The organism is Streptomyces sp. NPDC102360, from assembly GCF_044766085.1.
In the GTDB taxonomy this organism is placed as follows: domain Bacteria; phylum Actinomycetota; class Actinomycetes; order Streptomycetales; family Streptomycetaceae; genus Streptomyces.
The window spans coordinates 14,549-27,024 of record NZ_JBIWLG010000009.1; the positions used below are offsets into that span (position 1 = coordinate 14,549).

The 12,476-nt window shown below is 72.1% G+C and carries 12 protein-coding genes; 4 read left to right on the forward strand and 8 right to left on the reverse strand.

Annotated elements, in window-relative coordinates:
• Positions 1–248: 248 nt before the first annotated feature.
• The 5 genes from ACIRHA_RS29610 to ACIRHA_RS29630 form a co-directional block, all read right to left on the reverse strand.
• Positions 249–1,358: a hypothetical protein gene (locus tag ACIRHA_RS29610; protein ID WP_403852200.1), complete on the reverse strand. Its 1,110-nt coding sequence runs from the start codon at positions 1,356–1,358 to the stop codon at positions 249–251.
• Positions 1,358–2,035 carry an RNA polymerase sigma factor gene (locus ACIRHA_RS29615; RefSeq protein ID WP_403852203.1) on the reverse strand — a complete coding sequence of 226 codons (678 nt, stop codon included), beginning with the start codon at positions 2,033–2,035 and terminating at the stop codon, positions 1,358–1,360. The genes ACIRHA_RS29610 and ACIRHA_RS29615 overlap by 1 nt, the downstream gene beginning before the upstream one ends.
• 404 nt (positions 2,036–2,439) lie before the next feature.
• Positions 2,440–3,018: an RNA polymerase sigma factor gene (locus ACIRHA_RS29620; protein ID WP_403852206.1), complete on the reverse strand. Its 579-nt coding sequence runs from the start codon at positions 3,016–3,018 to the stop codon at positions 2,440–2,442.
• Between the two features lie 114 nt (positions 3,019–3,132).
• Positions 3,133–3,888, reverse strand: coding sequence for a hypothetical protein (locus ACIRHA_RS29625; RefSeq protein WP_403852209.1), 756 nt, complete (start codon positions 3,886–3,888; stop codon positions 3,133–3,135).
• Between the two features lie 219 nt (positions 3,889–4,107).
• Positions 4,108–4,335: a hypothetical protein gene (locus tag ACIRHA_RS29630; RefSeq protein ID WP_403852212.1), complete on the reverse strand. Its 228-nt coding sequence runs from the start codon at positions 4,333–4,335 to the stop codon at positions 4,108–4,110.
• A 114-nt stretch (positions 4,336–4,449) separates the two neighbouring features.
• Between ACIRHA_RS29630 and ACIRHA_RS29635 the strand changes: the two genes are divergently transcribed.
• The 4 genes from ACIRHA_RS29635 (at position 4,450) to ACIRHA_RS29650 (ending at position 9,480) form a co-directional block, all read left to right on the forward strand.
• Complete coding sequence (locus ACIRHA_RS29635; protein WP_403852215.1) at positions 4,450–5,277, forward strand: Scr1 family TA system antitoxin-like transcriptional regulator; 828 nt, start codon at positions 4,450–4,452, stop codon at positions 5,275–5,277.
• Complete coding sequence (locus ACIRHA_RS29640; protein ID WP_403852218.1) at positions 5,261–5,554, forward strand: DUF397 domain-containing protein; 294 nt, start codon at positions 5,261–5,263, stop codon at positions 5,552–5,554. The genes ACIRHA_RS29635 and ACIRHA_RS29640 overlap by 17 nt, the downstream gene beginning before the upstream one ends.
• 181 nt (positions 5,555–5,735) lie before the next feature.
• Positions 5,736–6,605, forward strand: a complete 870-nt coding sequence (locus tag ACIRHA_RS29645) for a hypothetical protein (protein ID WP_403852221.1) — start codon at positions 5,736–5,738, stop codon at positions 6,603–6,605.
• A gap of 238 nt (positions 6,606–6,843) precedes the next feature.
• Positions 6,844–9,480, forward strand: a complete 2,637-nt coding sequence (locus tag ACIRHA_RS29650) for an N-acetylmuramoyl-L-alanine amidase (RefSeq protein WP_403852224.1) — start codon at positions 6,844–6,846, stop codon at positions 9,478–9,480.
• Positions 9,481–9,516: 36 nt separating this feature from the next.
• Here ACIRHA_RS29650 and ACIRHA_RS29655 read toward each other — a convergent pair whose 3' ends face one another.
• From ACIRHA_RS29655 to ACIRHA_RS29665, 3 genes are all read right to left on the reverse strand, one after another.
• On the reverse strand, positions 9,517–11,037 hold the full coding sequence (locus ACIRHA_RS29655; RefSeq protein ID WP_403852226.1) for an MFS transporter: 1,521 nt from the start codon (positions 11,035–11,037) through the stop codon (positions 9,517–9,519).
• A gap of 196 nt (positions 11,038–11,233) precedes the next feature.
• On the reverse strand, positions 11,234–11,800 hold the full coding sequence (locus ACIRHA_RS29660) for a hypothetical protein (protein ID WP_403852228.1): 567 nt from the start codon (positions 11,798–11,800) through the stop codon (positions 11,234–11,236).
• A gap of 99 nt (positions 11,801–11,899) precedes the next feature.
• Complete coding sequence (locus ACIRHA_RS29665; RefSeq protein WP_403852230.1) at positions 11,900–12,403, reverse strand: hypothetical protein; 504 nt, start codon at positions 12,401–12,403, stop codon at positions 11,900–11,902.
• Between the last annotated feature and the right edge of the window lie 73 nt (positions 12,404–12,476).

The window sequence follows — 12,476 nt, forward strand, 5'->3', positions numbered from 1 at the left end:
GGGGGGTGGGCGCCGGGGGGGCGGGGGGGGGGTTGGGGGGGGGGGGGGGGGGGGTTTTTTGTGTGGGGGGGGGGGGGGGGGGGGGGGGCCCCGCCCCCCCCCCGCGCCAGTGGCACGGAGCTCCAGGTACGGGGGGAACCCGGGCTCGTGCGCTGCCGATGACCAGTCGGCTCACTCATTACTGCGCCGCGTCGTCCAGAAACGTCACACCCGGAGCGCGAGCTCTTTGGCCGTTACGTTTCCGCAGGTCACGGAGTCGGATCCGCGCTGGGGCTCGGGCCGGCGGCCGGGCTGGTGGTCGCGCTGGAACCGGAGGTCGCGCTGGAACCGGAGGTCGTGCTGGGGCTCGGGCTCGCGGTGCCGCCCGCGTCGCCGTCCTCGTCCTCGTTGCCGTTTCCGCGGTCGCCGCCGCCCTTGCCGTCCGACCCCTTGCCGTCGTCCGAGCCGCTCTGGCTGCCCGAGTCGCTCTTGCCGTCCGTGTGCTGCGCGACGGTCCTGTCGGCCGGCGCCGTGGGGGTCCTGTCGCGGGCCAGGACGCGGTCGCAGAAGCGGTCGAGGCTCCGCGTGTCCTGTCCGAGGGCCTTCGCGGACGCCTCCAGGCGCTGCACGTCCGCGGCGCCGGACTGCCCGCCCCGGTACTTGCGGCAGGTGTCGACGAGCTTGCGCGCCTGGGCCCTCGCCCCGTCGGCGCCGGTCACGTCCGATCCGGGACCGTGCCCCTTGGACGTACGGCCGGCGCCGGGAGCGCCCTTGCCCTTGTCCTTGCCACCGGACGGGGAGCCGGAGGCGGACCCGCTGCCGGAGGCGCCGGACGGTTCCGTCGGGCCCGGCACCGCGTGGCCGTCCTCCGTGACCCCCGCGGAGGACGAGGCGAGCGGCCGGTCGGGGCTCGCGGCGGCGGACACGGACGCGGCCGGCGCCGGATCGCCCGATTCGCGGAACGGAGAGGGCAGCACCCCCGTCCCCGCGGCGACCGCGACCCCGCCGACCATGCACGCGGCGAACGCGGCGACGGCTCCGAGCCGCGCGGGGCGGCCCCAGCGCGAACGCCGCACGGACGCCTTCGGGGCCGGCCGGGCGGACCGCCGGGCGCGACCCGCGCGCGCGGATCCCTTCACGGCGCCGTTCACGGCACCGTCCACGGCCGTGACGGCGCGTGTCTCACGGAACGCCTTCAACGCGGCGTCCTCACCCGGGAGTTCACCCTCGGGTCCTGCCGGTACCTCGGCCAGCGCGTGCAGCGCGGCGGTCAGCCTTTCGGCCCGCCGGGCGTCGTCTCCGGATACGGCCGGGGCCTCTCCGCGCAGCAGGCGGTCCGCCGCGTCGCGGTTAAGCCACTTGTCGTGCTCGTCGGCCATCACATGTCCTTCTGCGTCCGCGAACGCGAATGCGTCACACCTGCGGACGTCGACGTACGGGTGCGGTCGCGCCGTGGAGTCGGTACCGCTTCGAGGGAGTCGGCGGCGCCCCCGTCCGCCGTGGGCTCGGCGGCGCCGAGCAGTTCGGCGAGCCGCTTCAGGCCGCGGTGCGCGGCGGTGCGGACCGCGCCGGGCCGTTTGCCGAGGGTCTGTGCGGCGCTCTTCGCGTCGAGCCCGACGACGACGCGCAGTACGACGGCCTCTGCCTGGTCCTGCGGAAGTTCGGAGATGAGGGCCATCGTGCTGCCGGTGGCCAGGGACTCCATGGCCTCGGCGGCGGTGTCGGAGAGTGCGGGTCGGCCGGTGAGCTCGGTCTCGTCGCCGCCGATGGCGGGCCGGCGTCCCCGCATGCGTATGTGATCGAGCGCGCGGTTGCGGGCGATCCGGGCGGCCCAGCCGCGGAACCGGTCGGCATCGCCCTCGAACCGGTCGAGGTCGCGGGCTATCTGCAGCCAGGCCTCCGACGCGACGTCCTCCGCGTCCGGGTCGCCGACGAGCGTGCGTACGTATCCGAGCAGGCGTGGGTGCACGGCGCGGTACACGGTCCGGAAGGCGGCCTCGCTCCCGTCCCGCGCCGCAAGCACCGCGGCGGTCAGCTCCGCGTCGTCCCCCAGCACTCCCCTGCCCCTGCCCTGCTCTGGCCGTGAAGCCGTGTGCGCCGTAGATACGGGTGCGCGCGCCCGGCGCGAACCAGAACGCTACGGCCTGAAACGTCCTCGCGTCCATGTTCGTACAACAGACAACCAATGGTGTCCCGGAGTGGTGTGACAGAAAACGCACCGGCGGCGCTGACACAAGTACGGGCCGCTCGCGACCCGTGACGCGCGGCGGCCGGGGTCTCTCCTGTGGGGGGTGGCGACCTCGGCCGTCCCGCTTACCAGCCCCGCCGGCGGGGCTTGATGTGCGCGGGCCGCGCGGTACGCGGCGAGCGCCTGCCGCTCGGCGTTCGCGTCCGGGGTACCGGTCAGGGCGGCGGCGAGGAGCGCGCCGACGGCTGCGGGGGCGAGGGGCGGCGTGTCGGTCATCCCGCCCCACTCAGCTCCCGGGCGAGCCGCTTGAGTCCCCGGTACGCCGCCGTGCGCACGGCGCCGGGCCGCTTCCCGAGCACCCGTGCGGCGGCGGGCCCGTCGAGCCCGACGACGACCCGCAACAGCACCGCTTCCCGCTGGTCACGGGGCAGCTGTTCGAGCAGCGCGAGCGCCCGCTCGGTGGAGAGCGCCTCCAGCGCTTGCTCGGCCGTGTTCTGCCGACCCGGCAGCTCCAGCACGTCCTGTTCGAGCACGGACTGCTTCGGCCGCACCTTCTGCCGCCGGATCAGGTCGAGCGCACGGTGCCGGGCGATGGTCGCGGTCCACCCACGGAACCCCGCCCCGTCCCCGCGAAACCGCCCCAGGTCCCGGGCGATCTCCAGCCACGCGTCGGCGGCCACGTCCTCCGCCTCGTCGCCGACAAGCCCGCGCACGTACCCGAGCAACCCCGGCTGCACGATCCGGTAGGCAACGGCGAAGGCGGCCTCGTCGCCCTCCTGTGCCCGCGCGACGGCTGCGCCCAGCTCCACGTCGTGCGCCTGCGCACGACGTGGTCCCCCTCCCTGGCCCAACCGCTTCCCTCTTCGCGCGTCTCCTCATGAGGCGAACGCGTCTGCGTCCACCAACTCCCCTGGAGATCAGCGCCGTCCTGCACAGAAACGTCACAGTCATGCCACCTCGCGAGATCACGCCCGGCAGACGCCGCACAACCGCTCGTCCCCGAACGGCACAAAGAGCCGCGCCTGCACATGCTGCCCCTCGCACTCCCGCATCCGCGCGACCCGAGGCACGACCGGCTCGCTCCGCTGTACGGGAATGTGGACCGCCGCGACGGCGGGCGCGGGCGCGATCTCGGCGAGCACGTACCGCAGCAGCCCACCGGGCCGCTCGATCCACCCGAGCCGCCCCGGCAGGTTCAACCGGATGTGCTGCCACAGGCTGGCGGCGGTGTGCCCGCGCGCGAACCAGTCCCGTACGCGGGCGGCGAGTTCGGCGACCATGGCGCGCGGAACGCGCAGCCGTGCGTCCAACTCCGTCAGCCCGGCGACGAATTGGGCGGCGGCGTCGGTCTCCGGCGCGGATTCGGCTGCCGCCGCCGGAGGGGTGGAGGTGTTCACCCCAAGATCTTCTGCCTTTGGATGACGACCGACGGCCGGACGGTTCGGCCCACCGACGGCCGGACGGTCGCCCGCCGGAGCGGCGCCGTCATCGCGTACGGCGACGGCCTCGTCCTCCGTAAGGGGCACGCTCGACACCAACTGCACGGTCTCCCAGCGCCCCCGCTGCCCCTGCACCCGCCACTCGTGCAGAAAGCCCTCGGCCTTCAACTGCCGCTTGGCACGCAGAAAGGCGCACTTGCCGAGCCCGGCCTTCTCAGCGGTCTTGGAGAGGGAGTCACTCGCCTCGGCGGGGAGCGAAAGCTGCCAGGTGAGCAGTCGCACGGCATCGGATCCGAGCCGGGGATGTCGGATGAGGGAGTTCGGAACCTGACTGAAGGAACCGGTGGGAGGGATAACATGACGCAACATTGCCGGTGGGCCTTTCGGGATAGCAGCCACTGGGGATGTAGGCCCTCGCCGCTGGCTGCTACCAGCGCGGGGGCCGCTTAACTTTCGGTAACCGTAGCGCAACTCCCGTAACCGCACGACCACTTACGGTAATCACCACTGCCCGCCGTACCGCTGCCGCCGCTCGGCGATCCAGGCCCGCACCCACGCCTCCTCGCTCGCGTCGGCCGCCCGCAGCACACCCACCCCCACGGTGGCGACGAAGTACACGAACCGCACCCGCCTCAACTCCCCGTCGACGGCCAGCACTTTGCCGGGCCCGTACACGTCGGTCTCGGCATGGGCGACGTACACCCCTTCGCCGTACGGAACGCCTTCCACAGCACCACTCCTCGCTACTTTCCGCCTGAGAACGGTCACACTGTGGAGTCATCGCAGCTAGGCTCGCCAGAGGTCGGAGCGTGACAAACGCTTTGTCACATACGGGAGTCGCGTATGGCCATCGAGGACAACCCCGGATCCCGCACCAGCTACGGCGACGAACTGCGCCGCCGCCGCGAAGCGGCCGGCCTGACGCAGGAGGAGTTGAGCGTGCGTGCGGTGATGTCGCGCACGCACATCGCGCACATCGAGGGCGGCCGACGCAGACCGTCCCTGGAGGACGCGCGGCGCCTGGACGCGGTCCTGAACGCGGGAGGCGTCTTCGAGCGCTTTCTACCGACGCAGGGCGAGGGCGCGGTGGCGGAACACTTCGCGGAGGCGCTGCGGCTGGAGGAGCAGGCGACGACGATCAAGGTGTACGGACCGAAACTGGTCCCCGGCATCCTCCAGACCAGGGCATACGCGAGCGAGGTCCTGGCGTCCGGCTTCCCGCCGAAGACCCCCGAGGAACGTGACAAGCTCCTTGTCACACGCCTCAACCGGGCCCGGATCCTCGCCGATTTCGGGAGCCCGGTGGTGTGGACGCTCTTGGACGAGGCGGTGCTGCGACGCCCGGCTGGCGGGCCCTCCGTGATGTGCGAACAGCTTCGTCACATCGCGGAGTTGGGCGAGACCTACCGGATCCGAGTGCATGTGCTCCCCTTCTCGGTGGGCCTGCACGCGCTGATGGAGGGTGTGGTCTCGCTGATGTGGTTCGAGGACCTACCGCCGGTCGCATATGTGGAGGGCCTGAACACGGGCCGGGTACTTGAAGTCCCCTCCGTAGTACGGCAGTGCCAGTGGGCCTACGACCAAGCCATGGGCGACGCCTTGTCCCACCGGGATTCCCTGGCGCTGATCCGCTCCGTCGCGGAGGATTACGAGCATGCGCAATTGGAATGAGAAGCACGCGACCATCCCGAACGCCTCGGCCCTGACGATGTGGCGCAAGTCCAGCTACAGCGGAGGCGAGAGCGGCGCCTGCCTCGAAGTGAGCGACGCCTGGCGGAAATCCACGTACAGCGGCGGCGACAGCGGCGACTGCCTGGAGGTCAACGACGCGGCCTGCACCGCCCACCTCCCCGTCCGCGACAGCAAGAACCCGACCGGTCCGGCGGTCGTGTTCAGTGGTGGCGCCTGGACGGCGTTCGTGACGTCGCTCAAGGGCGCCACGACGTAGGGGGAATTCCAGCACGACGAACGAACAGCCCCGCTGGTTGTACGCGACGTCCCGGTTGCCCCTGTGACAAGCAACATGTGCGTTTCCTGTGACGTCCGCGCGGCCGACTCCGCTGAGGAAAGAGTGCGGGAGCCGCCGGGATCACGGCGCCTCCCTTCCGATCAGCCGAGGGGTGCGCTCGATGAGCAGCGAGGGGGACGGCGCGCGTCGCGCCGTGACCGTACGGGGTGCGGTGGCCGGTGTGGTGGGCGTCGGGGTACTGGCGGCGGGAGCCGTGTGGTGGGCCGCGCCCCGCGACGAGCCGATGGTCACGTCGGGGGCGGAGGCGGACTGGGCCGCTAGCGTCATCGACCCGGTCGAAGCGCCGAGCATCACTCAACTCCCGCCTGGCGAACTCCTGTTGGCACAGGCGAGCGGCCTGCTGCGCGAGGCCCGCTCGGTGCGGGTGGCCGCGGACATCCGCAAGGGCACGCAGCACATACGGCTCGACGTACGGATGGACCGCGAGGAGAACTGCGCGGGCGACTTCGACGCGGGCCCTGGCCAGCGCGGGCACCTCGTCGCCCTCGCGGGCAAGGAACCGGAGGCGTACATGAAGTTCAGCGCCACGGCGCTGAACGAACTGCAGGGCATGGCGAACACCCGGGGCACGCAGGTCGCCGACCGGATGCGGCAGCGGATCGCCCTGATGCGCGGCAAGTACCTGAAGGCGCCCTCCGGCCCGAAGGGGGCGAAGTCCCTCGCCGAACTGTGCACTCTCGCCCACAAGATGGGCGAGAACGAGGACGTGGAAGGGACGAAGGCGCTGAAGCCCGTACAGCACGGCGGGCGACGTATGGTCCCGCTGGTACCGGCCCCGGAATCCGGGGAAGAGGGCATGGCCTACGTGGATGCCGGCGCGAAGCCGTATCTGCGGTCCCTGAGGGCAACGGACAAGGACATGACGGCCGATGTGAAGTTCTCCGAGTACGACAGGCCGCTGACCGTACGCCGCCCGGCGGCCTCCGAGATCGTCCGCTTCGAGGACGGCGGGTCGATGTTCGCCGTCTGACGCGAGAACACCCCGGCATCCGCACGGAGTGACGCGCGCCACATCCGCACAACCAGTGACGTTCTTCAACAGTCGTTCGCTGGATAGAGCATCTACCCGCGTGTGCACGCGGGGTCCATGTGAACTTCATCAAGGGGTGGGGCAATTGAGCCCGCGACATTCGCGAGAAGACGCGGCCGGCGCGCGCAGATCGCACGCGTACAAGCCGCTGAGTCTCAAGCGGAGAGCGTGGATCACGATGGGGGCGGTCGTGGTCGGCGGCGCCGGAGTCGTGTCGTACGCGATGGCAGGGCCGACGGACGCCGGTACGGCGGCGGTCGCCAAGAAGCGGCCCGCCGCGATCCACACGCTGGGCCTGGAGACGAAGGCCGACCGCAAGGTCGTGCCGCGGAAGTCGACGGACACGTTCGGCGCCGTGATGCTCACGTGGAAGAACCCGAAGGCCGAGCTGGACGGCACCGCCCAGTTCCGGTCCCGGGAGGCCGGGTCCGGGGCGTGGAGCGGCTGGACGAGCATCCCGCTGAGCGACCAGAACGACACCGACGGCGTCGAGCGCACCCGCGCCGGGATGCGCGGCGGCACCGTATCCGTGCCCACCGAGGACGACGCGGACGGCGTCGAGGTGCGGGTCGTCGCCGAGGACGGCTCCGCGTCCGAGCTGCCCTCCGGGATGAACGTCAAGCTGCTCGACCCCGGCACCGGGCCCGGCAAGACCGCCACCGGCACAGACCCGCAGAACGCCGCGTACAGCGTCGCCTCCGACGAGTCGGCCTCCGCGTCCGCGAGCCCCAGCGCCTCGCCCTCCGACTCCGCCTCCGCGACTCCGAAGGCCGACACCTCCACGAGCCCCGCGGCGAGCACGAGCACGAGCGCCTCCGTCGCGCCCGAGCCCACCGAGACCGTCCCCGAGGCCCGCCCCTCCACCGTCGTCAAGCCGCACATCATCACGCAGGCCCAGTGGGGCGCGAGCACGGAGTACAACGGCACGCCGGTGTACGACGACTCGATCAAGGCCGCCGTCGTGCACCACACCGGCGTCGACGTCGACAACAGCTCGCCGTGCGCCAACTCCGCCGCCCGTGTCCGCACGGTCCAGCAGGAGCACATCGCCAAGGGCTGGTACGACATCGGCTACAACTTCGTGGTCGACCGCTGTGGCCAGATATTCGAGGGCCGCAGCGGCGGCATGGACCTGCCGGTGCACGGCGCACACGACTACGGGTTCAACACGGACACCGTCGGCATCTCCTACCTCGGCAACTTCCAGTCGGCGAAGCCCACGAAGGCCGGTCTCGACGCCATCGCCCGCGTCGTCGCCTGGAAGTTCGGCCAGTACGGCCTCGACCCGGCCGGGAAGGTGACGCTGACGTCCAACGGCGACCTCGGCGTCGACGGCAACAAGGTCGCCAACGGCAGCTCCATCACCCTCCCCCGCGTCTTCGGCCACAAGGACACCAACTCCACCCTGTGCCCCGGCACGAACCTGTACCCCAAGCTGAGCCGCATCGCGACGCAGGCCGCCGCCCCCGGCATCTCCCACGCGCTGCCCAGCCAGAACGTCGTCGGTGACGCCACCTCGGACATCGTCGCCGGCCTCCCGAAGGGCTCCAGCGGCGGTCAGATCGCCCTCGTACCCGGCAGCGCCGCAGGGCCCACGACCACCGGCAAGAAGCTGATCTCGCAGTCGAGTTCGGGCGTGCCCGGCGCGGGCGAGAGCGGTGACGAGTTCGGCGCCTCCACCGCCACCGGCGACATCAACGGCGACGGCGCCACCGACATCGTCGTCGGCCAGCCCGGCGAGGACGACACGGCCGGCCACTCCAACCGCGGCGCGTACACCATCCTGTACGGCCCGGCCTTCACCTCCGGCACCGGTGTGAACATCGACGGCAGCTACGAGCTGACCAACGCGCGCTTCGGATCCGCCGTGGCCGTCGGCGACTTCGACGCGGACGGCAAGGCCGACGTGTTCGCCGCCTCCACCGGTACCGGCGGCACCTGGAGCGCCCGCTACGGCGACGACTGGGACACCGACTCCACGATCACCACCACCGAGGACAACCTGTCCTACGCGGACGCCGCGTCCGGCGACTTCAACCGGGACGGCTACGCGGACGTCGCACTGAACTACCGCGACGGCGCCGGCCTCGGCAAGGTCGTCTGGTACAAGGGCGGTGCGGGCGGCCTGCGCAAGGCCGCGACGCTGACCGTCAAGGGCGGCCGCTCCATCGGCGCGGGCGACATCAACGGCGACGGCGTCGACGACATCGCCATCGGCCAGCCGTACACCGCCGAGTCCGGCGCCGCGGCCGGCGGCCAGGTCACCTTCGTCAAGGGCTCGCCGGCCACATCCACGGCCGCGGGCGGGCTGACCGCCACGGGCGCCAAGAGCGTCAACCAGGACACGTCGGGCGTTCCCGGCGCCGCCGAGTCGGGCGACGCGATGGGCGCCTCGATCGCGGTGGGCGACTACAACCTCGACGGCTACGCGGACGTTCTCGCGGGCGCCCCGAACGAGGACATCACCCGCGACGGCAAGAACCGCTCCAACGCCGGCAACTCGATCCTCCTGAAGGGGACTTCGACCGGGATCACCGGCACCGGCGCGCTCACCGTCACGCAGGACACCACCGGCGTCCCCGGCTCCACTGAGACCGACGACAACCTCGGCTCGGCGGTCGCCCTGACCGACCTCTCCGGCTACGGCCGCGCCGACCTGGTGCTCGGCACGGCGGGCGAGAACACGGGCGAGGGCAACCTGACGTACGTACCGAGCAACTCCAGCGGTCTGGGTCTGTCCTCGACCAAGACCTTCACGAAGACGACGCTCGGCACCTCGGCGACCGCGCGCATCGGAACCAACCTGGCTCCGTAGTAAGCGAATCGCACCAGTGAGGGCCGTGGGGGCCGCTCAGTCCCCCACGGCCCTCTCCTTTACGTCATCGGTGACCGGCGCCGCGCTCCCCGCCGCCGGCGGTCGCGGCGCGTTCACCACGACCGCCGCGACCACCGCCGCGAGCAGCACCGAGGCCACCGCCCACCAGGTCGCGACGTTGAACCCGTGCACGGCGGCGCGCGAGGCGAGCTCGCGGCGGTCGGCGCCGGGCGTCGCGTGCTCGGTGAGGTACCGCGCGGTGACGCTCGCCGCGATCGTATTGAGCAGCGCCGTACCGATCGAACCGCCCACCTGCTGCGCGGTGTTGAAGGTCGCGGAGGCCGCGCCCGCGTCCTGCGGGGCGACGCTGCCGGTCGCGAGCGACACCGACGTCATCATGGCCGTACCCATGCCGAGGCCGAGCATCAGCATGCCCGGCAGCAGGTGCGAGGCGTACGCGGGCTCGGTCCCCACCTGCGCGATGATCGCGAGTCCGCCCGCCGCGACGACGAGCCCCGGGACCATCAGGGTGCGCGGCGGCACCCGGTGCAGCAGCCGCGCGGCGACCTGCGTCGAACCGACGATCATGCCCGCCGTGATGGGCAGATAGGCGACCCCCGTCTTCACCGGCGAGTATCCGAGCACGCGCTGCATGTAGTACGTCAGGAAGAGGAAGACGCCGAACATCCCGACGGTCACGAACAGGATCGTCAGGAACGCCCCGACGCGCTGCCGGTCCCTGACCACGGAGATCGGCAGCAGCGGCACCCGCGCCCGGCGCTGCCACCACCCGAAGAGCACGAGCAGCGCGACGCCGCCGAAGAGCAGCGTGAGCACCAACGCGTCGCCCCAGGAACGGGATTCGGCCTCCGAGAACCCGTAGACGATGGCCAGCATCCCCGCGCAGCCGAGCACCGCGCCCGGCACATCGAGGTGCGGATCGGTCATCACCCGGCCGCCGTGCAGCAGCACCAGGGCCCCGGCGAACGCCGCGAGCGCGATGGGCACGTTCACGTACAGGCACCAGCGCCAGTCGAGATACTCGGTGAGGAAGCCGCCCGCGAGGAGCCCGATGGCGGCGCCTGCCCCGACGATCGCCCCGAACACGCCGAACGCCCGGCTGCGCTCCCGGGGTTCGGTGAACGTCGTGGCGAGCAGCGACAGCGCGGCGGGCGCGAGCAGCGCCGCGAACACGCCTTGCAGCGCCCGCGCCCCGAAGAGCATCCCGGGTCCCGCCGCGGCGCCGCCCAGCGCGGACGCGGCGGCGAACCCCAACAGGCCGATACAGAAGGCGAGTTTGCGCCCGATCAGGTCCGTGATCCGCCCGCCGAGCAGCAGCAGTCCGCCGAAGGCGAGCGTGTACGCGGTGATGACCCACTGCCGGTTGCCGTCGGTCATGCCCAGGTCGGTCTGGGCCGATGGCAGCGCGATGTTCACGATGGTCATGTCGAGGACGACCATCAGCTGGGCGACCGCGATGACGGTGAGGGCCCACCAGCGGCGGGGGTCGGGCGGAGGCTGGTCCTGGCTCTGTGCGGCGGGGCGGGTATCGGCCACGGGACTCGGCCTCCTGCATCGACGGCTGCGCGGACCTGATGGCGCGCATCGCCTCTCATCCTCCGCCCGTACGCCCGTTTCGCACCGCCTCGTGCGCCCGGTTTGTGCCCGATTTGCGCCCTCCGTGTACGCCCGCCGTGTGTGCCCTTCTTGCGCCGACGCGTGCGTCACGACTCCGAGAGCCGCGCCGAAGGCGTCAGCCGCGCCCCCGCGCGCGCCGCGAGACGGCCGCCCGCAGCACCCTGCGCCCCTCCGTCGAGACCACCAGGGCCTGCCGAAGCCCACCCGCGCCACCACCCGCGAGCAGCTCCAGGATCTGGGTCTGGCGGCGCAGTTCGGCCGCGACGAGCGGCGACATCCCTTCGGTGCTGCCCTCGCGGCGCGCGCTCACGCCGACCGCCCGGTCCTGTGTCACATCGAGCATCCGGTGCACCTGGAGCGCGGCCACCGAGCAGGCGTCCGCCCACTCCCGCCACGCCTCGGCCACCGCCCGCTCCGGCGCGGCCCCGAGCATCCGCCGCACCAGCTCCGCGGCCTCGCCCTCGCCCTCGGCGCCGTCCAGCGCGTCGCGCGCCGCCACGAGCCGCGCGCCCCAGTCCGCGCCGTCCTCCGCGAGGCTCGCCCACAGCGGGCGCAGCACGTCCTCCTCCGGGTCGCCGGGCCCGCCGACGCCCAGCAGCGGCACGCACCGGTCGAGGCAGCCGAGCCCGCTCGTGGCGAGGCCGCGTTCGTCGGCCTCCGCGATCAGTTCCACCAGGCTCATGGACGTAACGCTCCTCCGGACACGGATCCAGCAATTCCCCTTGCCACCTACGTATCCCACTGCGTCCGCACAGCGGGGAACGTCACAGTGAACGTCACATCACCGCACGCCGAGCCGGTCGAGGAAGCGGAAGAACAGCTCCTCGGCCGAGGGCTCGGCGGCCGAGCGCAGCACCTCGTCGAGCGGCTCCAGCGGCACCTCGCGACCGCACTCGCCGGCCCAGGCGACGGCCCGCTCCGCGGCGTCGCCGGGCGGCAGGAAGTAGTCCTCCAGGGCGCGTTCGTCCCCACCGATGTACCCGGTCATCGCGGCGCGCCCCAGGCACGCCGTCCACGAGCCGCTCTCGGGCCCGGCCGCCTCGACGACCGCGCAGGCGGAGTCCATGACGTACGCGAACAGGGCGGGCGCCCCGGTCTCCGCCGCCAGCGCGTTCATGCTGCCCACGTCCCGCGCCTGCTCGCCGCCGCCGGGGCACTCCCACACCTGCCAGCCGGCGGCCCGCTCCTCCAGGAGCATCAGCTCCTCGCGCACCCCGCCCAGGGCCTCGCACTTGTCCAGCGGCTGAGCGCTTCTCGCGACCACGTAGTAGCCCCAGTAGCCCATGGCCGTTCCCCCGTCCCGGTGTACGCCACATACGTCCTACCTGCGGCCGAATAGACCACAGTCGTACGGGACT

Coding starts and splice junctions, on each gene's coding strand:
- ACIRHA_RS29610 (WP_403852200.1), bottom strand. CDS start 1,358: ATGGCCGACGAGCACGACAAGTGGCTTAACCGCGACGCGGCGGACCGC.
- ACIRHA_RS29660 (WP_403852228.1), bottom strand. CDS start 11,800: ATGAGCCTGGTGGAACTGATCGCGGAGGCCGACGAACGCGGCCTCGCC.
- ACIRHA_RS29640 (WP_403852218.1), top strand. CDS start 5,261: ATGCGCAATTGGAATGAGAAGCACGCGACCATCCCGAACGCCTCGGCC.
- ACIRHA_RS29635 (WP_403852215.1), top strand. CDS start 4,450: ATGGCCATCGAGGACAACCCCGGATCCCGCACCAGCTACGGCGACGAA.
- ACIRHA_RS29645 (WP_403852221.1), top strand. CDS start 5,736: ATGAGCAGCGAGGGGGACGGCGCGCGTCGCGCCGTGACCGTACGGGGT.
- ACIRHA_RS29665 (WP_403852230.1), bottom strand. CDS start 12,403: ATGGGCTACTGGGGCTACTACGTGGTCGCGAGAAGCGCTCAGCCGCTG.
- ACIRHA_RS29650 (WP_403852224.1), top strand. CDS start 6,844: ATGGGGGCGGTCGTGGTCGGCGGCGCCGGAGTCGTGTCGTACGCGATG.